Origin of the sequence: Paraburkholderia sp. (assembly GCF_047605525.1) — a bacterium.
Lineage (GTDB): Bacteria > Pseudomonadota > Gammaproteobacteria > Burkholderiales > Burkholderiaceae > Paraburkholderia.
In genome coordinates, this window is the sequence record NZ_JASGFN010000022.1 from 1 (window position 1) to 22,956 (window position 22,956).

At 68.2% G+C, this 22,956-nt stretch carries 15 protein-coding genes and 1 pseudogene; 13 read left to right on the plus strand and 3 right to left on the minus strand.

Going from position 1 to position 22,956, the window contains the following annotated elements:
• From QM685_RS27045 to QM685_RS27075, 7 genes and pseudogenes are all read left to right on the plus strand, one after another.
• Positions 1-337, plus strand: a pseudogene (locus tag QM685_RS27045) (hypothetical protein); the annotation flags it as partial.
• Positions 334-1,119: a cellulose biosynthesis protein BcsQ gene (gene bcsQ / locus QM685_RS27050; protein WP_415121214.1), complete on the plus strand. Its 786-nt coding sequence runs from the start codon at positions 334-336 to the stop codon at positions 1,117-1,119. The pseudogene QM685_RS27045 and the gene bcsQ, both read left to right, overlap by 4 nt.
• Positions 1,116-3,323 carry a UDP-forming cellulose synthase catalytic subunit gene (bcsA, locus tag QM685_RS27055; RefSeq protein ID WP_415121216.1) on the plus strand — a complete coding sequence of 736 codons (2,208 nt, stop codon included), beginning with the start codon at positions 1,116-1,118 and terminating at the stop codon, positions 3,321-3,323. The genes bcsQ and bcsA overlap by 4 nt, the downstream gene beginning before the upstream one ends.
• A 3-nt stretch (positions 3,324-3,326) precedes the next feature.
• Positions 3,327-5,894 carry a cellulose biosynthesis cyclic di-GMP-binding regulatory protein BcsB gene (gene bcsB / locus QM685_RS27060; RefSeq protein WP_415121218.1) on the plus strand — a complete coding sequence of 856 codons (2,568 nt, stop codon included), beginning with the start codon at positions 3,327-3,329 and terminating at the stop codon, positions 5,892-5,894.
• Between the two features lie 19 nt (positions 5,895-5,913).
• Positions 5,914-7,095: a cellulose synthase complex periplasmic endoglucanase BcsZ gene (gene bcsZ, locus QM685_RS27065; RefSeq protein WP_415121220.1), complete on the plus strand. Its 1,182-nt coding sequence runs from the start codon at positions 5,914-5,916 to the stop codon at positions 7,093-7,095.
• Positions 7,086-11,840, plus strand: a complete 4,755-nt coding sequence (locus QM685_RS27070) for a cellulose synthase subunit BcsC-related outer membrane protein (RefSeq protein WP_415121222.1) — start codon at positions 7,086-7,088, stop codon at positions 11,838-11,840. Before bcsZ ends, QM685_RS27070 begins: the two co-directional genes overlap by 10 nt.
• 270 nt (positions 11,841-12,110) lie before the next feature.
• On the plus strand, positions 12,111-14,726 hold the full coding sequence (locus QM685_RS27075) for a response regulator (protein ID WP_415121224.1): 2,616 nt from the start codon (positions 12,111-12,113) through the stop codon (positions 14,724-14,726).
• Between the two features lie 152 nt (positions 14,727-14,878).
• Here QM685_RS27075 and QM685_RS27080 read toward each other — a convergent pair whose 3' ends face one another.
• Positions 14,879-15,442, minus strand: a complete 564-nt coding sequence (locus QM685_RS27080; protein WP_415121226.1) for a MarR family winged helix-turn-helix transcriptional regulator — start codon at positions 15,440-15,442, stop codon at positions 14,879-14,881.
• A 260-nt stretch (positions 15,443-15,702) separates the two neighbouring features.
• Here QM685_RS27080 and QM685_RS27085 point away from each other — a divergent pair, with 260 nt between their 5' ends.
• The 6 genes from QM685_RS27085 to QM685_RS27110 all read left to right on the plus strand — a co-directional run bounded on the left by QM685_RS27085 (position 15,703) and on the right by QM685_RS27110 (position 20,713).
• Complete coding sequence (locus tag QM685_RS27085; RefSeq protein ID WP_415121228.1) at positions 15,703-16,857, plus strand: M20 aminoacylase family protein; 1,155 nt, start codon at positions 15,703-15,705, stop codon at positions 16,855-16,857.
• Between the two features lie 35 nt (positions 16,858-16,892).
• Positions 16,893-18,209 (plus strand): MFS transporter, encoded by a 1,317-nt coding sequence (locus QM685_RS27090; protein WP_415121230.1) that lies wholly within the window; start codon positions 16,893-16,895, stop codon positions 18,207-18,209.
• Between the two features lie 83 nt (positions 18,210-18,292).
• Positions 18,293-19,048, plus strand: coding sequence for a GntR family transcriptional regulator (locus QM685_RS27095; RefSeq protein ID WP_415121232.1), 756 nt, complete (start codon positions 18,293-18,295; stop codon positions 19,046-19,048).
• An 11-nt stretch (positions 19,049-19,059) separates the two neighbouring features.
• A complete protein-coding gene (locus tag QM685_RS27100) occupies positions 19,060-19,938 on the plus strand; it encodes a sulfite exporter TauE/SafE family protein (protein WP_415121234.1) in 879 nt (292 codons plus the stop codon).
• Complete coding sequence (locus QM685_RS27105) at positions 19,935-20,291, plus strand: DUF1634 domain-containing protein (protein ID WP_415121236.1); 357 nt, start codon at positions 19,935-19,937, stop codon at positions 20,289-20,291. The genes QM685_RS27100 and QM685_RS27105 overlap by 4 nt, the downstream gene beginning before the upstream one ends.
• A 155-nt stretch (positions 20,292-20,446) precedes the next feature.
• Entirely contained in the window at positions 20,447-20,713 is a 267-nt protein-coding gene (locus QM685_RS27110) for a hypothetical protein (protein WP_415121238.1), read from the plus strand.
• 55 nt (positions 20,714-20,768) lie between these two features.
• Here the strand turns inward: QM685_RS27110 and QM685_RS27115 are convergent, their stop codons facing one another.
• Positions 20,769-22,133 (minus strand): ATP-binding protein, encoded by a 1,365-nt coding sequence (locus QM685_RS27115; protein ID WP_415121240.1) that lies wholly within the window; start codon positions 22,131-22,133, stop codon positions 20,769-20,771.
• Positions 22,130-22,843 (minus strand): response regulator, encoded by a 714-nt coding sequence (locus tag QM685_RS27120; protein ID WP_415121242.1) that lies wholly within the window; start codon positions 22,841-22,843, stop codon positions 22,130-22,132. Before QM685_RS27120 ends, QM685_RS27115 begins: the two co-directional genes overlap by 4 nt.
• Between the last annotated feature and the right edge of the window lie 113 nt (positions 22,844-22,956).

A 22,956-nucleotide genomic window follows, 5' to 3' on the forward strand; every position in this document is an offset into this window, starting at 1 on the left:
CGCGCCGATTCCACCCGCCGCGCCGGCCTGGGCGCGCGCCGCCGCTCCCATCCGCGTCGGCCCGGGCAGCGCGCCCACGGCCCCTATCGTATTCGCATCCACGGCCTCGACGCAGCCCGCCCAGCCGCCGCAATCTCCGTCGATCCTCGGCAGGCTGTTCGCCCCGACATCGTCCGCGCCGGCCGCGTCTGCCCAGGAATCCACGCCGCTGCAATCGGTGTTCGACCGTCTGCGCGGCACGCCCGCCCGGGGTGCCGCCGCGCCGGCCGGCGCTTCCGGCTCCGCCACGCCTCGCGCCTTCCACTCGTGGCTCACCAACGGTCCGCGCCGCTCATGAAAGTCATTGCCGTGGTGTCCGCCAAAGGCGGGGTCGGTAAAACCACCCTCGCCGCCAATCTTGCGTCCGTGCTCGCCAGCAGCGGCCGGCGCGTGATCGCGCTCGACCTCGATCCGCAGAACGCGCTGCGTCTGCACTTCGGCGTGCCGCTCGACAGCATCGACGGCCTGTCGCGCGCGACGCTGTCCGGCAACCCGTGGCAGTCGGTGATGTTCGACGGCATCGACGGCGTGACCGTGGTGCCGTACGGCGCCGTGCTCGAGGACGACCGCCGCCGCTTCGAGACGCATATCGACCAGCATCCGCAGTGGCTCACGCAGTCGCTGCAGAACCTGCGCCTCGACGCCAACGACATTGTGATCGTCGACACCCCGCCCGGTTCGTCGACCTACGTGCGCACCGCGCTGACCGCCGCGACCTTCGCGCTGAACATCGTGCTCGCCGACGCCGCGTCGTACGCGGCGATCCCGCAGATGGAGCGGCTGATAGAAACCTACGCGGCGCCGCGCCCCGAATTCGGCGGCGTCGGCTACGTGATCAACCAGATCGACCAGTCGCGCCAGCTCACCAAGGACGTGCTGAAAGTGCTGCGCCAGATGCTCGGCGCGCGGATCTTTCCGGGCGTCATCCATCTGGATGAAGGGGTGAGCGAAGCGCTCGCGTGCGACACCACGCTGATTCACTACGACCCGCTGAGCCAGGCCGCCGCCGACTTCCGCGCGTGCGGCGCATGGCTGATGGCGGCGCTCGACGCGATCGCCGCGCCGAGGAGCGTCGCATGAGCACCCAGGCCGCGCCGCGGGATCCGGAGGGCGGCGAGCCCTCGCGCTTCTCGCGCTTCATCGACGCGCGTTTCTGGAACAGCCGCATCGTCACCGGACTCCTCACGCTGCTCGCGCTGTACATGCTGTACTTCGTGTTCACGGTGCCGCTCGCCTTCTTCCAGCAACTGACGTTCGCGACCTGCTGCTTCGCGCTCGCGCTCATGTTTCGCCGCATGCGGGGCCGTTACGCGACGATGGTGATGATCATGCTGTCGGTGGTCGCGTCGGGCCGCTATATGTACTGGCGGCTCACCGAGACCACCTCCTGGGAGCATCCGCTCGACGCCTTCTGGGGTCTGCTGCTGGTGTCGGCAGAGGTCTATTCGACGCTCGTGCTGATGCTCGGCTACTTCCAGACCGCGTGGCCGCTCAAGCGCAAGCCGCTGCCGCTGCCCGCGAACCGCGACGCATGGCCGAGCGTCGACGTGTTCATCCCGACCTACAACGAGCCGCTCGGCGTCGTGAAGCCGACCATCTACGCGGCGCTCGCGCTCGACTATCCGGCCGAAAAGCTGTCGATCCACGTGCTCGACGACGGGCGCCGCCCCGAGTTCAAGGCGTTCTGCGAGGAAGTCGGCGTGAACTGGACGATCCGCACGCACAACCGTCACGCAAAGGCCGGCAACATCAACGAGGCGCTGAAGATCACGAGCGGCGAGTACATCGCGATCTTCGACTGCGATCACATCCCGACCCGCTCGTTCCTGCAGATCGGCCTCGGCTGGTTCCTGCGCGACAAGCTGCTGTCGATGCTGCAAACGCCGCACCACTTCTTCAACGCCGACCCGTTCGAACGCAATCTCGGCACCTTCCGCAAGGTGCCGAACGAAGGCGAACTCTTTTACGGGCTCGTGCAGGATGGCAACGATCTGTGGAACGCAACGTTCTTCTGCGGCTCGTGCGCGCTGCTGCGCCGGAGCATGGTCGAGGAAATCGGCGGCATCGCGGTCGAAACCGTCACGGAAGACGCGCACACCGCGCTGAAGCTGCACCGCCTCGGCTACACCACCGCGTATCTGGCGATTCCGCAGGCCGCCGGGCTCGCGACCGAAAGCCTGTCCGGCCACATCGGCCAGCGCATCCGCTGGGCGCGCGGCATGACGCAGATCTTCCGGATCGACAATCCGCTCACCGGCAAGGGGCTGAAGCTCGGCCAGCGGCTCTGTTATCTCAACGCGATGATGCACTTCTTCTACGGCGTGCCGCGGCTCGTGTTCCTGACCGCGCCGCTGTCGTACCTGTTTTTCGGCGCGCACGTGATCGAGGCGGCCGCCGGCACGATCGCGATTTACGCGCTGCCGCACATGATGCACGCGAGCATTACGAACTCGCGCATGCAGCGCCTGTTTCGCCATTCGTTCTGGGCCGAGGTGTACGAATCGGTACTCGCGTCGTACATCACCGCGCCGACGCTGCTCGCGCTGATCAACCCGAAACTCGGCAAGTTCAACGTGACGGCCAAGGGCGGCCAGATCGAGAAGAGCTATTTCGACTGGGCGATCTCGCGGCCGTATCTGTTCCTGCTGCTGCTGAACCTGCTCGGTTTTCTCGCGGGGCTCGTGCATATCTATCTGAACTGGCACGTGCGCAGCGTCGTCGAGACCACGCTGCTGAACCTCGCGTGGACCGGCTACAACATGCTGATCCTCGGCGCGAGCGTGGCCGCCGCGAGCGAGCGCCGGCAGATCCGCGCGGTGCACCGCGTCGCGATGAAGATGCCGGTGATGCTCAAGTTCTCGACCGGCCGCACGCTCGCCTGCGAGACGATCGACTACTCGGAAGGCGGTGTCGGCGTCGCGCTGCCCGCCAGCATCGAAGTGCCGATGCACGAGCGCGTGAGCGTGTCGCTGTTTCGCGGCGACGAGGAGTACGCGTTCCCCGCCACCGTCAGCTTTACCGCGCCGGGACGGGTGGGTCTGCGCTTCTCGTCGATGTCGCGCGAGCAGGAGTACGAGTTCGTCAAGACCACGTTCGCGCGCGCGGACGCGTGGACCGGCTGGGCCGAGGGGCGCAAGCAGGACACCCCGCTGCGCGGCCTGTCGCACGTGCTGGGTGTCGGCGCGCGCGGCATCGCGGGTCTGTTCGAGCATCTTTACGACGACTTGCGCAGTTCGATCAAAGGCCGTCCGGCGGACGTCAGGAAGTTAAAAACCAAAGACTGATTTATGGGCTACAGGATGGTGCAGGCCAATATCGAACGTCCGGTTCACGGACGCAGCAGGACCGGATCACCCTCGCAGTTCCTCGCCCGCCACGGCTCCCGGCGGGTCGTGCGCGGCCTCGCGTGCTGGCTCGCGCTGCAGACCGCGCTCGCGGCGCCGCTCGCGTCGTTCGCGCCGCGGGTCGCGGCGGCCCCGGCAGCCGCCCAATCCGCGTCGGGACCGGCTAAAGTCGCTGACGCGGCGGCGCCGGCGCAGACCCCGCAGGTCGCGACCGGCGTCGGCAACGTGCCCGCGCCCGGCCCGGCGGCGCCGTTCGATCCGAACGCGATCGCCCAGGGGCCGCTCGCGACGCCGTCGCCCGCGCTCGCGGCGGCGTCGGTGAAAGCGCTCGGCCTGCGCACGCCGACCACCGCCGAGCCGGGCACGCTGGTGCCGGGCGGACGCCGCCAGACGCTCACCTTCGCCGACTTCGGCGCGCTCGATCCGCTGCAGTTGCGCGGCGTCGACGGCCAGAACGGCATTGCGTTCTCGGTGCGCGCCGACGAGGTGGTGACGGGCGCGACGCTGCATCTGATCTACAGCTACTCGCCCGCGCTGCTCGCGAACCTGTCGCAACTGAAGGTACTGGTGAACGGCGAAGTCGCCGCGACGCTGCCGCTGCCGCACGAGCAGGCCGGCATGCTGGTCGCGCGCGACATCTCGATCGATCCGCGCTTCATCACCGACTTCAACCACCTGAACGTGCAGTTGATCGGCCATTACACGGTGCGCTGCGAAGACCCGTCGAACTCGTCGCTGTGGGCCACGATCAGCAACGCGAGCTCGCTCGACCTGACCTTTGCGTCGCTCGGCGCCAAGCCGGATCTGGCCGCACTGCCGCAGCCGTTCTTCGACCGCCGCGACGTGCGCCGCCTCGAGCTGCCGTTCGTGTTGCCGCAAAAACCGGGCAACGGCACGCTGGAAGCGGCCGGTATCGTCGCGTCATGGTTCGGCTCGCTGGCCGGCTATCGCGGCGCGCTGTTTCCGGCGCAGCTCGACCACCCGCCGCTGTCGGGCAACGCGGTAATCTTCGCGACCAGCGACGAGCACCCGGCCGGCGTGACGATTCCGGAGATCAGCGGGCCGACCATCGCGGTGGTCGACCGCGAGGCGCCCGCGCGCGGCAAGCTGCTGCTCGTGCTCGGACGCACCGAGGCCGAGCTGAAGACCGCCGCGACATCGCTCGGCATCGGCCACAGCACGCTCTCCGGCACGAGCGCGACGATCACCGCGCTCAACGAGATCACGCCGCGCGTGCCGTACGACGCGCCGAACTGGCTGCCGACCAACCGCGCGGTGAGCTTCGGCGAGCTCGCCGATCCGAAGGATCTGACCGTGTCCGGCTACGACGCCGACGCGGTGCGCATCAACATGCGCGTGCCGCCCGATCTCTTCATGTTCCACACCCACGGCGCGCCGATCGATCTGCGCTACCGCTACACGGTGCGCCCCGCGCGCGACCGCTCGTCGCTGAACGTCAGCGTGAACAACGGCTTCGTGCAGGCGCTGCCGATTCCGTCGCGCAGCACGTCGATATTCGAATTGAGCCGCTACTTCGGCCTCGTGATGCCCGACGGCACCGCCGACGCGCGCCGCAACGTGCGCATTCCGCCGCTGCTGCTGACGCCGCGCACGCAGTTGCGGCTGCACTTCTATTACGACATCCCGAACACCGGCGAATGCACGGGCCGCCTGTTGCAGAACGTGGTCGGCGCGATCGATCCGAACTCGACGATCGATCTGTCGTCGTTCCCGCATTACATGGCGCTGCCCGATCTGGCCGCGTTCGCGAACAGCGGCTTCCCGTTCACGCGCATGGCGGACCTCTCCGAGACAGCGGTGGTGCTGCCGAACGACGCCGATTCGAGCGACTACAGCGTGTACCTGCTGACGATGGGCCGCATGGGCGAATCGACCGGCTACCCGGTCACGGGCGTAACCGTCGTGAATGCCGCGGACGTCGACAAATACGCGGACAAGGATCTGCTGATCTTCGGCGAGCCCGGCAAGCAGCCGCTGTTGCAGCGCTGGGCGAAGTCGATGCCGTTCTCCAGCAACGGCTCCGCGCACACGTTCCAGCTCTCCGACATCGTGTTCAAGCTGCAGGACTGGTGGCACGGCGAGCGCGGCGTCGAGCGCGCGCCGGCGCGCGCCGATCTGACGATGGTCAGCTCGAACGGCGCGGCGCTGCTGACCGGCTTCGAGTCGCCGCTGCACGGAGGCCGCAGCGCGGTCGCGCTGGTGAGCGCGGCCGGCCAGTCGGACGCCGATCTGTCCGCCGCGCTGCTCGACGCCGACGTGCTGCCGAAGATTCAAGGCGCGATGGCGGTAATTCACGGCCGCGACGTGACGATCACGTCGAACGGCAGCGCGTACTACGTCGGCCATCTGTCGCCGCAGGAGTACCTGCGCTGGGCACTGTCGTCGCATCCGCTGCTGTTGCTGCTCGGCGGCGTGCTCGCCGCGCTGATCATCGCGGGCCTGTTTTACCGGATGCTGCGTGCAATCGCCGCGCGTCGCCTGAAGGACTGATAGGACTGATATGGCTCGTATGCGGTTTCGGATCGGCCGGAATACCTCTATTGCGCTGGCGCTCGGCGTCGCCGCGTCGGCGGGTTTCGCCGCCGGCGCGCCAGCCGCTCAGGCGAGCACCGCGCCTGGCGCGTGCGGCGACTGGAGCGCTTATCGCAGCTTCATCGAGCGCTTCATGCAGCCCGACGGCCGCGTGATCGACTACTCGACACCGGCCCAGCAGACCACTTCGGAAGGCCAGTCGTACGCGCTCTTCTTCGCGCTCGTCGCGAACGACCGCGCGACCTTCGACAAGCTGCTCGGATGGACCCGCGCGAACCTCGCGGGCAATCAGTTCGATCCGCGCAACGCGCGGCTGCCGGCCTGGCAATGGGGCAGGAAACCGGACGGCTCGTACGGCGTGCTCGATCCGAATTCGGCGTCGGACTCCGACCTGTGGATCGCCTATGACCTGTTGCAGGCCGGCCGTCTGTGGCGCGATCCGGACTATACGCAGCTCGGCGAAGCGCTCGCCGTGCGCATCGCGCACGACGAAGTCGCGAATCTGCCGGGGCTCGGGCCGATGCTGCTGCCGGGGCCGCAGGGCTTTCGCGACGGCAACCTCACGCGCCTGAATCCGAGCTATCTGCCGCTGCCGGTGCTGCGCGGGCTCGCGCACGACGTGCCGGACGGTCCGTGGAGCCAGATCGCCGGCAACGCGCACCAGTTCGTGCGCATCGTGTCGCCGCAGGGCTTCGCGCCCGACTGGGCGGCGTGGCAGAACGGCCGGTTCGTCGTCGATCCGAAAAACGGCGACGTCGGCAGCTATGATGCGATCCGCGTCTATCTGTGGGCCGGCCTCGCGGCGAGCGACGATCCGCTCGCAAAGCCGTGGCTCGCCGCGCTCGGCGGCATGCGCGCAAAGGTCGCGCAAAACGGCTTCCCGCCCGAAAAGGTGTCGTCGACCACCGGCGCGTCGAGCGGCGAAGGCCCGCTCAGCTACTGGGGCGCGCTCGCGCCGTACTTCAAGGCGCTCGGCGACGAGCACGGCCTCGGCCTCGCGCGCGCCCGGCTCGCCGCGCTCGACGCGGGCGTGCCGGGCCGCGAGCCGGTTTACTACGATCGTGTGCTGGGTCTGTTCGGCACGGGGTTTATCGACGGCCGCTACCGCTTCGATGAAGCCGGCCGTCTCGTGCCTGCCTGGAGGAATGCATGCGATTGAACGCTGTCGCCGTGTCGTTGCGCATCGCGCTGTCCGCCGGCGCGCTCTGCTGGGTGGCCGCGGCCGCGCCGGACGCGCTCGCGCAGGCGTCGAAAGACCCGCTGGCTGTGCTGGTCGATCAGGGCAAGTACTGGCAGTCGCATCAGCGCGGCGACCTCGCCGAGCAGGCGTGGCAGAAGGTGCTCAGCATCGATCCGAAGCAGCCCGACGCGCTCTTCGGCATGGGCATGGTGCTCGCCGACCGCAAGGACGGCGTGGGCGCTCAGCAGTATCTCGCGCGCCTGAAGGCGGCCGCGCCGAACTATCCGGATCTCGACGAACTGGGCCGCCGCCTCGGCGAAACCAGCGTGCGCGACCAGACCATCAACGACGCGCGGCGGCTCGCGCAAAGCGGCCATAGCGCGAGCGCGGTGCAGCAGTATCAGCACGCGCTCTCCGGCAAGCCGGCCACGCCCGAACTGCAGCTCGAGTACTACCAGGCGCTGTCGGCGACGCCGCAGGGCTGGGACGAGGCGCGCCGCGGGCTCGAGCAGCTCGCGCGCGACAACCCGGACGACCCGCGTTACGCGCTCGCGTACGCGCAGCATCTGACCTATCGCGACGTCACGCGGCGCGACGGCATCGCACGTCTGCAGAAGCTCGCGGGCGACAGCGCGGTCGGCGCGGCCGCGAAAAAGAGCTGGCGCCAGGCGCTCCTGTGGCTCGACGCGCGGCCGTCCGACGCGGCGATTTACGAGGCCTATCTGCAAACCGCCGGCGACGACGCCGCCGTCAAGGCGCGCTACGAGTCGATGGTCCAGCAGGACAGCGCGGCGCGCGCCCGCGCACAGGAAAACGCCGCCGCCGACGCGCGCGGCCGCGTGATCGCCGACGGCTTCGCCGCGCTCGACCGCAACGACGTGACGACCGCGCGCGCGAAGTTCTCGTCGGTGCTGGCGACGAGCCCGAACGACACCGACGCGCTCGGCGGCATGGGCATCGCCGCGCTGAAGCAGGAGCGCTTCGCCGAGGCGCGCAACTATCTGGAGCGCGCGTCGCGCGGCGGCAACCCGGCGCGCTGGAAAACCGCGCTCGACAGCGCGACCTACTGGACCTACACGAGCGACGCGATCGGCGCGCGCAGCAACGGCGAGTTCGCGAAAGCGAAATCGCTGTTCGAGCGCGCGATCGCGCTGAATCCGTCCGACGTCACCGCGCAGGTGCTGCTCGGCGAAATGCTGCTGCAGAACCGCGACCCGGCCGGTGCCGAGCAGGCATACCGGATGGCGCTGCGCCGCCAGGCCGACAACCCCGACGCGATCCGCGGTCTGGTCGGCGCGCTCGCGGCGCAGGGCCGCGGCGACGAAGCGCTGCGGTTCGCGAACCAGTTGAACGCCGAACAGCAGGCGAAGGTCGGCGGCATCGACCGTCTGCGCGGCGACGCGCAAGCGGCGCAGGCGCGCGCGGCCGAAGCGCGCGGCGATCTCGGCGCCGCGCGCAGCCTGTTCGAGGACGCGCTGCTGAACAAGCCCGACGACCCGTGGCTGCGGCTCGACCTCGCGCGCATCTACGTGCGCGAGGGCGCGGTCGCGAACGCGCGCAGCATGATGGACGGCCTGCTCGCGACGCACCCCGACATGACCGACGCGTTGTACGCGAGCGCGCTGCTGTCGGCGGAAACACAGGACTGGTCGACCGGTCTCGCGCAGCTCGACCGCATTCCGGCCGCGCAGCGCACCGACGCAATGACGACGTTGCAGCATCGGCTGTGGGTGCATCAGCAGGCCGAGCTCGCCACGCGGATGGCGAAGAGCGGCCAGACGCAGCAGGCGTTCGCCACGCTGCGCGCGGCCGAGCCGACGGCCAGCGGCAGCCCGGAGCTGATCGGCGTGATCGCCGGCGCGTACCAGCAGGCCGGCGACCCGGCGCGCGCGCTCAGCCTCGTGCGCGGCGCGATGAGCGCGGCGCCCGGCAACACCGACCTGCTGCTGCAATACGCGGGCATCCTGTCCGCGACCAACCAGCAAGCGGAACTCGGCAACGTGATGCGCCAGTTGCAAGGGATGCAACTGACGCCGCAACAGCGCACCGACTTCAACAATCTGAATCTCGGCATCGTCATCCGGCAGGCCGATTCCGTGCGCCAGCGCGGCGATCTCGCGAGCGCGTACGACGTGATCGCGCCGTGGCTCGCGGCGATGCCCGACAACCCCGACCTGCAGGCGGCGCTCGGCCGCATGTACTCGAGCGCGAGCGACGACCGCGACGCGCTCGCGAGCTATCGCGTCGCGTTGCAGCGCCGCCCGGACGACCTGAATCTGGTGCAGGCGGCGATCTCCGCCGCGTCCGGCGCGAAGGAGTTCAAATACGCCGAATCGCTCGCGCAGCAGGCGCTGAAACTGGCGCCCGACGATCCAGGCGTGCTCGCGACGGTGGGCCGCATGTACCGGGCCGAGGGCAAGCTGTCGCTCGCGTCGACCTATCTGCAACGCTCGCTGGTTGCGGCCAATACGCCGCTCACGCCGAACGCGCCGCGCAGCGGCGCGGCCGGCAACGTGCCGCGCGGCTGGGAAACGGCGCTGAGCCGGATCGGCGCGACGCCGCTGCCGGGCACCAATCCGTTCGAAGGGAAAACGGCGATCGTCACGTCGACCGATGCCGACGCCGCCGCGCGTCCGGCGCCGACGTTTCCGCCGACGTTCCCGCCGACGCTCCCGAATATGCAGTCCTCTTCGCCGACGCAGACCGTGCCGAACTATCCGCCGCCTCCCCCGCCCGCGCCGTATGTTGCGCCTTATACGGCACCCTATAACGCGCCGGCCGCGCAGCCTTATATGCCACCGGCGCCGAATGCCGCACCCGTCGCACCCGTGGCGGCGCCGTACGGCGCGCCGCGCTCCGACGCCGGATCCGGCGGCTACGGCCAGGAAGCCTACGGTTCGAGCCAGTCGGGCGCGCCGCCGCAGCCCTATCCGGGCCAGGGCCAGCCGATGCCGGCGCCGCCCCAGCAGCCGTATAACGCGGGCTATGCGCAGCAGGCTCCGCAGCAAGCCCCCTACGCGGCGCCGCAACAGCCCCCTTATGGCGCGCAGGACGGCTATACGACGACGCCGTGGCCGATGTCGCCGGCCGCGCGCGAAGCACAGGCCAACGGCGGCTCGATGCAGCCGCTGCCGTACGGGTCGCCGCGCGCCGCGACGAAGCGTGCGGCCACGGCCGCGAAGCACGGCGCGTCGAAGACGAACCGCGGCGCGTCGAAGACGAACCGCGGCGCGCCGGTCTATGCGCAGCAGCCACCGTATCCGCCGCCGCAGCAGGGTTACGCGCAGCCTTATCCATATCAGCCATACCAGCCGTATCCGCAACAGCAGCCGTACCAGCCTCAGCCCTACCCGCCCTACGCGAACCAGGGCTACTACGCGCAGCAGCCGTACATTCCGCAGCCGCCGGCCGGTTACGCGCAGCCGTACTACCCGCCCGGTGCTCAGCCCGGAACCTCGCCCGGCGGCACCGGCAACAACGCGCAGACCAACGTCGCGAACGCGCAGACGCTCGGCGTCGCCGAAGAACTCGCGCAGGTCAATCGCGAGCAGTCGAGCACCGTGACGGGCGGCATCGTGTTCCGCAACCGCGTGGGCGAGGACGGCCTGTCCTCCGTCACCGACATCGAAGCGCCGATCCAGGGGCGCATCAAGGCGGGCAACGGCCACGTCGTCGTCACCGCGACGCCGGTCACGCTCGACGCCGGCACCGCGTCGAACAGCACGTCGACGCTGGCGCGCTTCGGCTCGGGCCTGTCGACGGCGTCGTCGTCCACCGCGGCGATCGGCGGCAACAACACGTATGGCAGCCAGACCGCGAGCGGCGTGGGGCTGTCGGTCGGTTACGAGAGCCGCAGCATCAGCGGCGATATCGGCGTGACGCCGCTCGGTTTCCGCGAGACGAACATCGTCGGCGGCGCCGAATACAACGGCGGCATCACCGACAAGGTTTCCTACTCGCTCGCGGTCGCGCGGCGCGCGGTGACCGACAGCCTGCTGTCGTACGCGGGCGCGCGCGACGACGGCGCGGGGCTCGAATGGGGCGGCGTCACGTCGAACGGCGCGCGCGCCGCCCTCTCGTGGGACGACGGCACGAGCGGCCTCTACGCGAACACATCGTTCCAGTATTACGACGGCCACAACGTGCCGAGCAACAACGCGATCAAGGGCGGCGGCGGCGTCTATACGCGTCTGCTGAAGGACGCCGACCAGACGCTGACGGTCGGCGTGAACACGACGCTGATGGGCTACAACCGCAACCTGTCGTATTTCACGTACGGCCAGGGCGGCTACTTCAGTCCGCAGCAGTACGTGATCCTGAATCTGCCGGTCGAATGGTCGGGCCGCAACGGCCAGTTCACGTACGACGTGAAGGGCTCGATCGGCGTGCAGCATTACCGCGAGGATCCATCGAATTACTTCCCGACCGACGGGTCCCGGCAACGCGACGCAGTCGGGTTCGCGAACAACGCCACCGGCATTCAAAGCAACCAGATCTACCCCGGCCAGAGCAAGACCGGTGTGTCGTATTCGATCAGCGGGGTCGGCGAATATCAGCTCGCGCCGCAACTCGCGTTCGGCGCGACCGCTTCTTTCGGCAACGCTTACGAATATCGCGAGTGGCTTGCGGCCGTGTACGTGCGGTACAGCTTCAGCAAGCAGACCGGTTTGCAGCCGTTCCCGCCGGTGCCGCTGACGTCGCAATATCTGTCGTTGTCGAACTGATGGTTGCTTGCGGTAGCGTGGGCCGTTTCGTGTGATGTTTCTCCCGCGCAAAGCCGTCCTCGGGTAAAAGCGGCGCGCGCCGGCGCGCGCCGCAACGGCGCGGTGTTGTGACCTACAATGATCGCAGCCCATGAGGCTGCCTGCCGCCGCTTCGCGCCGCAAGCTAGCCTCGCCTCGCTGTCCGCGCTTCGTCCGCCCGCCGTGCACGCAGCCCAGGAAGCGCCGGCAACGAGGACACACTCATCGACGTGATCTCACGTGGAGCGCAGCATGCCCTTTCCGGCACAAGACTACGGCTGCGCCGGCTGGCGCGGCGAGATGGCGCGGCGCATCAGCGAATTCGACTGGCGCTCCACCAGCCTCGGCGCGCTCGAAACCTGGCAGCGCAGCCTGAGCTCGACGGTCCAGTTGATGCTCGCGTCGCCGGTCCCGCTCGTGCTGTTATGGGACGAGCCCGGCTACATGATCTACAACGATGCGTACGCGGTGTTCGCGGGCGGACGCCATCCGTATCTGCTCGGCTGTCCGGTCGAAAACGGCTGGCCCGAGGTCGCGGACTTCAATCGTCACGTGATGAACACCTGCCTCGCGGGCGGCACGCTGTCGTACCGCGACAAGGAGCTCGTGCTGCTGCGCGACGGCAAGCCCGAAGACGTGTGGATGGACCTCTACTACAGCCCGGTCGCGGGCGACAGCGGCGCGCCGGCCGGCGTGCTCGCGATGGTCGTCGAAACCAGCGGACGCGTGCTGGCCGAGCGCCGCCGCCAGAGCGCCGAAACCGAACTGCACGAAATCAACGAGCGCTTGCAGCTCGCGCTGAACACGGGCGCGGTGCTCGGCACCTGGGTGCTCGACGTGCACACCGGCAAGGTCACCGGCGACGAACGTTTCGCGCGCACCTTTTCGTTTTCGCTCGACGAAGCCACCAAAGGCGTCGTGCGTCACGACGCCACGCAGATGATCCACCCGGACGACCAGGCGCAAAACGATCGCCTGACCGCCGAGGCGATCCGCACCGGCGAGCCGTTTCGCGCCGAATACCGGATCCGGCGGCCTGACGGCGACTATCTGTGGGTACAGGCGAACGGCCGTTGCGAGTTCGACGAGCGCGGCGAGCCGACGCGTTTTCCGGGCGTGCTGATCGACATTCACGAACGCAAGATTGCCGAACAGTCGCTTGTCCAGCTAACCGAAACACTCGAGCAGCGCGTCGCCGATTCGATCGCGGCGCGCGCGCTCGCCGAGGAGCAGCTACGCCAGGCGCAGAAGATGGAAGCGATCGGCAGCCTCACCGGCGGCGTCGCGCACGACTTCAACAACGTGCTGCAAGTGATCAACGGCAATCTGCAGATGCTCGCCGCCGATACGGGCCAGGATCCGGTCACGCAGCGGCGTCTGTCGGCCGCGACCCATGCGGTCAAGCGCGGCGCGAAGCTGGCCGCGCATCTGCTCGCGTTCGCGCGGCGCCAGCCGCTGTCGCCGATCGTGCTGAATCCGCGCCGCCTGCTCGGCGGCATGAGCGAAATGCTGCATCGCGCGCTCGGCGAAACGGTGCGCATCGAAACGGTCGTCAGCGACGATCTGTGGAACGTGCAGATCGACCGCAACCAGCTCGAAAACGCGCTGCTGAATCTCGCGATCAACGGGCGCGATGCGATGCGCGCGGACGGCGTGCTCACCGTGTGCGCGACGAATCGCGTGCTCGACGATGAGTTCTGCCGCGACAAGCCAGAGCTGTCGCCCGGCGAATACGTCGAGTTCTCGGTCGCCGACACCGGTTCGGGAATGACGCCGGACGTGTTGCAGCGCGTGTTCGAACCGTTCTTCACGACCAAGCCCGACGGCCACGGCACCGGACTTGGCCTGTCGATGGTGTTCGGCTTCGCGCGGCAAAGCGGCGGCCATGTCGCGATAGAAAGCGAAGTGGGACGCGGCACGCTCGTGTCGCTGTTCTTTCCGCGCTGCTGCGAGCCGGAGACGCCGGAGTCCGTCGACGGCGGCACCGCGGCATCGATCGGCGGCGGCGGCGAAACGATCCTCGTGGTCGAGGACGATGCCGACGTGCGTCTGACCGCCGTCGAAATGCTCGCGCAGCTCGGCTACAAGGTGCTGATCGCATCGAATGGCGACGCGGCGCTCGAATTCATCGACAGCGACGTGCCGATCGATCTGCTGTTCACCGACGTCGTGATGCCCGGCAAGCTGAAGAGCGTCGAGCTCGCGCAACGCGCGGCGGCGCGCACGCCGCCGGTGCCGACATTGTTCACGTCCGGCTATACGCGCGACGAAATCGTCCACCACGGCAGGCTCGACGCGGGCATCACGCTGCTGTCGAAACCCTACCGGCGCGACGATCTCGCGAACATGGTGCGCGACGTGCTGCGCGTGAACGCGGCGGCGGACATACGCGATGAACGCGTCGCCGCGAGCGTGCCGGCCGGCGCGTACAGCGATACTGCCGCGTCCGGCAGCACACGCGAACCGCCGATACCGGGCCAGCCGCGCGCGGCGAACCGGGCCGCGCGCGTGCTGTTCGTCGAAGACGACGCCGCCTCGCGCGACGCGCTCGGCGAACTGCTCGGCGCGTTGGGTCTCGACTGCACCGCGGTCTCGAGCGCCGAGGAAGCGCTGCCGCTCGCGGCCGCGCAACGCTACGACGTGCTGCTCACCGACCTCACGCTGCCCGGCATGGCCGGCGACGCCCTCGCGCGCGAGGTACGGCGCGTGCAGCCGGAGATACACGTGCTGCTGGTGTCGGGTTACGGCCGCGGCGCGCAGATCGGGGAAACGATTCCGGACGCGCGGCTGCTGGGCAAGCCGCTCGATATCGCGCAGTTGCGACGCGAACTCGCGCAATGGCTCGATCACAGCGAGACGGCGTCGTAGGGATCGTCGTATTCGGGGATGACGGTAAGGCTTTGCCGGATGTAGTCAACCGGGACATTGCGGTTGCAAGCTGATTGCATCGGGCCCTGACGCGACCCTCGAATAACCGCAAGCAATTCTCCTTGACCGGAACGAACCAGCGGCGCCGGCCATTACCGCTCCGCCCCACCCCTCCCCGCTTTACGGAACACGTCGACGAGCTTGTCGACGATACGGTTCAACTGGCCGCGCTCGTCGGCCGACAGCATCGACAGCATCTCCGTTTCCAGCGACTGACCCAGTTCGTCGCTCGCCACGCGCACCCGCTTGCCGGCCGCGGTCGCCCATAGCTGGAAGTGCCGCGCATCGTCGGGATGAATCGAGCGCCGCACCAGCTTGCGTTCGATCAGGTCGGCGACGAGCTTCGACAACAGCGTCTTCTCGATCAGCGTCTGCTCCTTCAGCGCGGTCGCGGTGATGCCGGCCGCGTCGCAAATGATCCGCAGCACGCGCAGCGAACGCACGTCGAGCCCGAATGCGGGCCGGTACGCCGCGTTCGCGCGGCTGATCATTTCGCTCTTGATCAGATCGAGCTTGAAGGTCAGGAAATAGGCCCGTTCGCGGTCGGCGGCGGCACCGTTGCCGTTCGGCGTCTCGTTCCCCGCATCCCTGGCCGGATCGTTCGAGCGGTCTTTCGCATTGCCCTTCTCTACCGCCGATGGCGTACCTGCTCGCATGTGCTGGCGTCCTGTCTGAAGACTTTGCTTAACTCGAGACCCGTTGGCCGGCGCGGCCGCCTCGCAATCCGCCCGAGCCCCCGCCGGCCCGCTGCCCGGTCAACGACGATGATATCCCAGCCATCCCGCCGCGGCCGATTACCAGGGAAAAGCATTAGTTGAAAATTTCAACTAATGAATTATTCTTCGAACCGCGCCGGGTGCCTTGCGATTGCACGGGTGCCCTGCACATTGATCCATCACAGGCGAGGGTTGGCGGTATGCAGACGGACATCGAATTGAACGCGCTCGGCGAGCAGATGCGCGCATGGCGCAGGGATATCCACCAACACCCCGAGCTGGGTTTTCACGAGCATCGCACCGCCGGTCTCGTCGCGAAGCTGCTCGCCGACTGGGGAATCGACGTGCAGACCGGCATCGGTGGCACCGGCGTGGTCGGCACGCTTCGCGGCACGCGCGGCGACGGTCCGTCGCTCGGGCTGCGCGCCGACATGGACGCGCTGCCGATGAGCGAAAAAGGCACGCCCGCGCACCGCTCGACCCACGACAACGTATTTCACGGCTGCGGCCATGACGGCCATACCTCGATCCTGCTCGGCGTCGCGAAGTACCTCGCGTCGCATCGCGACTTTCGCGGCACCGTCCGCCTGATCTTCCAGCCGGCCGAGGAAACGCTGCGCGGCGGCTCCGCGATGATCGACGACGGCCTGTTCGAGCGCTTCCACTGCGACGAAATCTACGCGCTGCACAACAACAACCAGTTGCCCGCCGGCAAGATCGGCGTGCGCAGCGGCGCGATCCTGTCCGCGTGCGACCTGTTCCGGATCAACATCAAGGGTGTCGGCAGCCACGCGGCGATGCCGCACAAATCGATCGACCCGCTGATCGTCGGCACGACCATCGTGCAATCGATCCAGAGCATCGTGAGCCGCAACATCAATCCGCTCGACACCACCGTGGTCAGCGTCTGCAAGTTCCTGTCGGGCACCGCGATCAACGTGATTCCCGATACCGCGGTACTCGAAGGCACCGTGCGCACGCTGTCGGTCACAGCGCAGGAAACCACGCTCGCGCGTCTGCGCGCGATCTGCGAAGGCGCGGCCACGATGTACGGCTGCGAAGTGAGCTTCGAGCATCTGCAAACCTCGCCGCCGACGCTCAACACGCCCGCCGAAACCGAGACCGTGCGCCGCGCCGCCGGGCGCGTGCTTGGCGTGGACAACGTGATCGTCGACGTCGCGCCGCTGATGGCCTCGGAAGACTTCGCGTTCATGCTGCAACAGCGCCCCGGCTCGTATTTCTTCCTTGGTCACGACGGGCTCACGTGCCACCACCCGGAGTTCGACTTCGACGACGACACCGCGCCCGCCGGCGCGGCCGTGTTCATCGAAATCGTCCGGCAACGGCTCGGCTAATCCGCATTCAGGCAATCGATCAGAGGGGAACGGCAATGAGCGGAAAAACGGCGCCTTCGCCGGCGATGGTGCGAAAAGTAGTCATTGCTTCGGTACTCGGCAATGCATTCGAATGGTTCGACTTCGCGATCTACGGCCTCTTCGCCGTGATGATCGCGAAGCTGTTTTTCCCGGGCGGCAACGACTTCGCGTCGATGTTGCTCACGCTCGCGACGTTCGGCGTCGGCTTCGCGGTGCGTCCGCTCGGCGGCGTGCTGCTCGGCCTGTACGGCGACCGCGTGGGCCGCAGGAAAGCGCTGTCGCTGACGATCGTGCTGATGTCGGTCGGCACCGGCATGATCGGCTTGCTGCCGACGTATGCGGCGATCGGCATCGCGGCGCCGATCCTGATGGTGCTCGCCCGATTGATCCAGGGCTTTTCGGTCGGCGGCGAATTCAGCGGCGCGACGACGATGCTGGTCGAGTTCGCGCCCGAGAATCGCCGCGGCTTCTATGGCAGCTTCCAGATGTGCTCGCAGGCACTGGCGTTTTCGCTCGGCGCGCTGGTCGCGTGGCTGTTGACCGTCAATCTCGCACCGCGCGATCTCGAGTCGTGGGGCTGGCGTCTGCCGTTTCTGCTCGGCATCCTGATCGGCCCGGTCGGCTGGCTGATCCGCTCGACGGTCGACGAGTCGCCGGAATTCCTTGCGTACGCGAGCGAGGTGCAACGCGGCAGGATCAAGCCCGTCGACACGCCGCTGCGCACGGTGTTCCGCGACTATCCGCGCGCGGTGCTCGGCAGCATCGGCATGTCGGTGGTCGGCACCGTGTCCGCTTACGTGTTCGTGTTCTTCCTGCCGATCTTCGCGAAGAAGCAACTCGGCATGTCGGCCTCCGACGTGAACCTGAGTACCTTTATCGGCACCGCGATCATTCTCGTGCTCTGCCCGCTCGCCGGCTATCTGTCGGATCGCTATGGCCGCAAGACCGTGCTGCTGCCGGCGATCGTCGCCTACGGCATCGCGTCGTGCGTGCTGTTCAGGCAGCTCGTCAACGTGCCGACGTTCGGCTCGCTGCTCGCGGTGCAGATCGGCGTGTCGTGCCTGATGAGTTTCTTCTGGGGCCCGACGCCGATCGTGCTGACCGAGGTCTTCCCCGTCAGTGTCCGTTCGACCGGCGCGGCCGTCACGTACAACCTCGCGGTACTGATTTTCGGCGGCCTCGCGCCGTTCGTGAACACGTGGCTCGTGCACGTGACGGGCAGCAATCTCGCACCGGTCTACTACGTGCAGGCGAGCGTGGTGATCGGCATTGCCGGCGTGCTGGTGTTGCCGTCGACCGCGCGCCGCACGTCGGCCGGATTCGCGACCTGAGCCTCTTCCGCTTCCGCGGCCACCACGACGGCCGGCATCGGCGACTGAACCGGCGATTGACATAGTGACGTCATGACGTCACTATGTCACGCATGACTCCCGGCCGCCCCAGCTCGCTCCCCCTTTACGCGCAAGTCGAGGAAGCCCTCGCCGCGCGCATTACCGACGGCACCTATCCGCCCGGCTCCCAGTTGCCCAACGAAGCCAGCCTGCTCGCGAGCTTCGGCATCAGCCGCACCACGTTGCAGAAAACGGTGCAGAACCTGATCGCGCGCGGGCTGATCGAGATCCGTCGCGGCAAGGGCACGTTCGTCACGCAACCGCGCCTCGCGCAGCCGCTCACCGAGCTGAGCGGCTTTGTCGAAGACATGCGCGCGCATGGCCGCGAGGCGAGCGCGCGCGTGCTGGCCAAGCGAATCGAAAGCGCCAGTGAAAACGTGGCCGCGAGGCTGTCGCTCAAGGCGGGCGCATCGGTCGTGCATATCCAGCGCGTGCGCCTCGCGGACAACACCCCGCTCTCCTTCGACGAAACCTGGCTGCCCGCGGACATCGGCGAAAAGATCATCGAAGAAGATCTCGAAGCCGAGCCGATCTTCACGCTGCTCGAGGAAAAGTACGGGGTGCCGCTGATCGAAGCCGAATACCGGCTGGAAGCAGTCGCCGCGGACAAGGCCGTCGCGCGGGCGCTGGAAATCAAGGGCGGCAGCCCGATTTTCCGGATCGAACGCACGTCGTATCGCGACGGCGGCCGTCCCGTCGATTACGAAAAGCTGTACTACCGCGGCGACCAGATCCAGTTCGTCACCCGGCTCGCGCGGCGCAAGCCGGCCGGCTCATGAGCGGCGCGGCGATGGATCTGCACTACACGCTGTGGCTGTTCACGGTGTCGTTCGGCGCGAGCGCGCTCGGCGGCATGCTCGGCATGGCGAGCGGCATCTTTATCGTGCCGATCCTGACGACGTTCGGCCACCTCGGCATTCACGTCGCGATCGGCGCGAGCATCGTGTCGGTGATCGCGTGTTCGTGCGGCGGCGCCGCGCCGTTTCTGCGCGGCCGTCTGACCAACGTACGGCTCGCGGTCGTGCTGGAAACGGCGACCACGCTCGGCGCGTTGTCCGGCGTGCTGTTGAGCGGACTCGTGCCGGTGGCGGCGCTGTATTTCATCTTCGGCGTGATCCTGATCGTGTCGGCACGGCAAATGCTCGCCCGGCGCGCCGATCCGGCCCCGGCCGAAACCGCCGCCGGCGACGACGCCATGCACCGCCGCTCATGGGGCGCCGCGCTGCAACTCGATTCGAGCTATCCGGATCGCGCGAGCGGCCGCGAGCTCGCGTATCGCGTGCGGCGCATTCCGCTCGGTCTGTCGCTGATGTACTGCGCCGGCCTGATTTCGGCGCTGCTCGGCATCGGCAGCGGCGTACTGAAGATTCCCGCGATGGACACCGCGCTGCGTCTGCCGATCAAGGTGTCGTCGGCGACGTCCAACTTCATGATCGGCGTGACGGCGGCGGCCAGCGCGGGCGCGTATTTTCTGCGCGGCGAGATCGTCACCGCGATTGCCGGACCGGTCGCGCTGGGGTCGGTTGCCGGCGCGGCGCTCGGCGCGCGCCTGCTGATGCGCGTATCGAACGAGCGGCTGCGCCTGCTGTTCGTCGCGGTGCTGGCGCTGCTGGCCGTGCAGATGCTGCTGGAGGCGTTCGGCGTTCATCTGTTCGGAGCGTCGCCGTGACGCGCGCGGCCGGCGGCCTGACGCGCGGCGTCAGGAGACGAAGCGCGCGGCTCGAACATTGGCTCGCCAATCTGCTGCACTACGGCACGTGGCTCGCGTCGATCACGATCGCCACCGGCCTCGCTCTGACGCTCGCGCTGCCCGCCGCGCCGACCGGAACCGCCGCATCCCATGCGACATCGGCCGGCATGTCCGTGATGACCGCCGGTGTCGCGCTTTTTATCCTGCTGCCGATAATGCGGCTTATATTGATGTTAGGGGTGTTCCTGCGGCGGCGGGACTACCGGTTCGGCGCGATTGCGGCGCTCGTGCTGGCGATCGTCGCCGTCGGGCTGGTGGTCGGCGCGGCCTGATCCGCGCCCCGATCTGCATGAACGATGCGCGTGCGGGTATGATGCCGGGCGCGCCCCGCCGTCATTCGAGCGGGAGCGGTGTGGCGGCGCAGAGCAAGCGCGGTGCGGGCCACCGTCCCCGCTCCCGAAGCCGCTTTTTTGTCACGAGAACCATCATGCCTGCCCAACACGACGAAGCCCCCGGCACGCGCAACGCGCCGGACAAGGCGAAGCGCAAGACGCTGTCCATGACCGTGCGCAATCTCCTGATGGTCCTGATCGGCGTGATCGTGTTCGCGATCGTGGCGGGCGTGGTGCTGTACGACCCGATCATGTACGGCGACCAGATCCCGAACTTCGGCATCATCCTGATGCTGACGGTGCCGGTCATCGCGGGTGTCGCGTTTCGCGTCGGGCTCGATGCGTGGGTCGACCGGGAGTGAGCGCCCCGGCGCCGTCACCGTCCTCACGCCCTCACGTCCTCACCGCCGCGCGCGCTTATCGTGCCGCCCTGACCGGCAGCACGACCCACACCTCGAGCCCGCCGCCGTCGCGCGCATGAAACTGAAGGCCGCCGCCGTGCAGCCGCGCGATCCGTTCGACGATCGACAAGCCGAGCCCCGTGCCACCGCTGTGCGCGCGCGCATTGCGGCCGCGCTGAAACGGCGCCTTCAGCTTCTCCAGCTCCTGCGCCGACAACCCCTTGCCGCGATCGCCGACCGCGACCGTCACCGCGTCCGCCGTGGCCCACGTGCGCACCGCGAGCCCTGTGCCGCCGTAGACGATCGCGTTCTGCATCAGGTTCATCAATAGCCGCATCATGCTGATCGGCCGGTACGGGATGGCCGGCAACGTCCCGAGCGACAATTCGAACTCGTGCCCGAGCCCCGCGAAGTCGCCGGCGAGCCGTTCGATCAGCGCGTTCAGATCGCCGGGCCGCGCTTCCTCGCGCTCGCCGCTGCCCGCGTAATCCATGAACTGTTGCAGGATCGTCTCGATCTGGTCCAGATACGATTCGGCGGCGATCACGAAGTTGCTGTCGTCGTCCCGCGGCATGGCCATCGCCATCGACAGGCGCAGCTTCGTCAGCGGCGTGCGAATGTCGTGCGAGATGCCGGCGAGCATCAGCGCGCGCGTCGCTTCGGCTTCCTGTAACGCTTGCGTCATCTGATTGAAAGCGCTGCCGACCGCGGCGATTTCGACGGGCCCGTCGGTCGGCAGCGGCGCGGGCGTTTCGCCGGCACTCACGCGGCGCGCCGCGCCCGTCAGCTCGCGCAGCGGCTCGTTCAGATGCAACTGGATCGCGTAGCCGGCAAGCGCCGCCAGCACGGCGAGTCCGAGCGACAGAAAAATCGCCGCTTCGAGTCCGTTGCCCTGCGCGTCCTCCGGAATCGGCAGCGCGATCCAGTACGGCGTGCCCGGCGCGGCGCCGTTCCCCGCCGCCGGCGCATGCATGCGAATCCACAGCCGCTGCGCGCCCTTCATCTGCCACGTGACGGGCATGTCGGCGGGCAAATGCTTGCGCAGGCTGTCGAGAAACACGCCGCGCTGATAGGTACGATACGCGCGCAGCAAACCGGCCGGCGGCATTTCGCCGGCCTCGGGCGGCAATTGCTCGCGCGCATCGAGGCGCGCGGTCAGCGCGGCGCGCGGCGCGGCCGGCGTCGCCGCGAGCAGACTGTCGAGCGTGGACACGTAAGTCGCGAACACGGCCGCCGCGCGCTCGACGCGCGGGCGCTGCACGTAATGCAGCAGCACGAGGATCGAGCAGATCTGGCTCAGCATCACGAGCACGATCAGCAGCGCGATGTTGCGCGCGAGCAGCGTTCTCGGCAGCAGCTTTCGCAACAATGGGCGCGTCATGCTTCGACGTCCGCGACGAGCATGTAGCCGACGCCCCATACCGTCTTGATGAAACGCGGCTTCGACGGATCGGCCTCGACGATCTGCCGCAGCCGCAGCACCTGCACGTCGATGCTGCGATCGAGCGCGTCATGGTCGCGCCCACGTGCGCGCGCGAGCAGGTTGTCGCGGCTCACCGCGCGATTCGGCGACGACGCGAGCGCGACCAGCAGCAGCATCTGCGCCGAATGAATCTCCAGCGGCTCGCCCGCGCGCGACAGTTCCTGCTTGCCGACGTCGAGCGTGAAGTCGCCGAAGCGCACGCATTGCGAGGTCACGGTCGGGTCGCCGGCGGCCATCTTCTGGCGGCGCAGCAGCGCGTTGATGCGCGCAACCAGTTCGCGCGGCAGGAACGGTTTGGCGAGGTAGTCGTCGGCGCCGGTTTCGAGGCCGGTCACGCGGTCGAGCGGATCGCCCTTCGCGGTTAGCATCAGGATCGGCAGCGTCTGTCCCTGCGCGCGCAACTTCGCGCAGATTTCGAGGCCGTCCTCCTCGCCGATCATCAGATCGAGTATCAACAGATCGAACGGCTCGCGCTCGAGATAGCGGTTCAGACGCTTGCCGTCCTCGGCCGCGCGCACGTCGAAGCCGTGGCCGCGCAGAAAACGCAGCAGCATGTTGCGCAACTCGACTTCGTCGTCGAGCACGATGATCCTGGCGGGGCGTTCCATGCGAAAGCTCCTCGTTTAGACGTCCGCGTATGGCCGGGCGCTCCGTGGAGGGTTGCGGAAAATGCTCGGGAGAATGCGTCGCGGCGCGCGGCCGCGCCCCTACGATCCCGCCG

Coding starts and splice junctions, on each gene's coding strand:
- bcsQ (WP_415121214.1), top strand. CDS start 334: ATGAAAGTCATTGCCGTGGTGTCCGCCAAAGGCGGGGTCGGTAAAACC.
- bcsA (WP_415121216.1), top strand. CDS start 1,116: ATGAGCACCCAGGCCGCGCCGCGGGATCCGGAGGGCGGCGAGCCCTCG.
- bcsB (WP_415121218.1), top strand. CDS start 3,327: ATGGGCTACAGGATGGTGCAGGCCAATATCGAACGTCCGGTTCACGGA.
- bcsZ (WP_415121220.1), top strand. CDS start 5,914: ATGCGGTTTCGGATCGGCCGGAATACCTCTATTGCGCTGGCGCTCGGC.
- QM685_RS27070 (WP_415121222.1), top strand. CDS start 7,086: ATGCGATTGAACGCTGTCGCCGTGTCGTTGCGCATCGCGCTGTCCGCC.
- QM685_RS27075 (WP_415121224.1), top strand. CDS start 12,111: ATGCCCTTTCCGGCACAAGACTACGGCTGCGCCGGCTGGCGCGGCGAG.
- QM685_RS27080 (WP_415121226.1), bottom strand. CDS start 15,442: ATGCGAGCAGGTACGCCATCGGCGGTAGAGAAGGGCAATGCGAAAGAC.
- QM685_RS27085 (WP_415121228.1), top strand. CDS start 15,703: ATGCAGACGGACATCGAATTGAACGCGCTCGGCGAGCAGATGCGCGCA.
- QM685_RS27090 (WP_415121230.1), top strand. CDS start 16,893: ATGAGCGGAAAAACGGCGCCTTCGCCGGCGATGGTGCGAAAAGTAGTC.
- QM685_RS27095 (WP_415121232.1), top strand. CDS start 18,293: ATGTCACGCATGACTCCCGGCCGCCCCAGCTCGCTCCCCCTTTACGCG.
- QM685_RS27100 (WP_415121234.1), top strand. CDS start 19,060: ATGGATCTGCACTACACGCTGTGGCTGTTCACGGTGTCGTTCGGCGCG.
- QM685_RS27110 (WP_415121238.1), top strand. CDS start 20,447: ATGCCTGCCCAACACGACGAAGCCCCCGGCACGCGCAACGCGCCGGAC.
- QM685_RS27115 (WP_415121240.1), bottom strand. CDS start 22,133: ATGACGCGCCCATTGTTGCGAAAGCTGCTGCCGAGAACGCTGCTCGCG.
- QM685_RS27120 (WP_415121242.1), bottom strand. CDS start 22,843: ATGGAACGCCCCGCCAGGATCATCGTGCTCGACGACGAAGTCGAGTTG.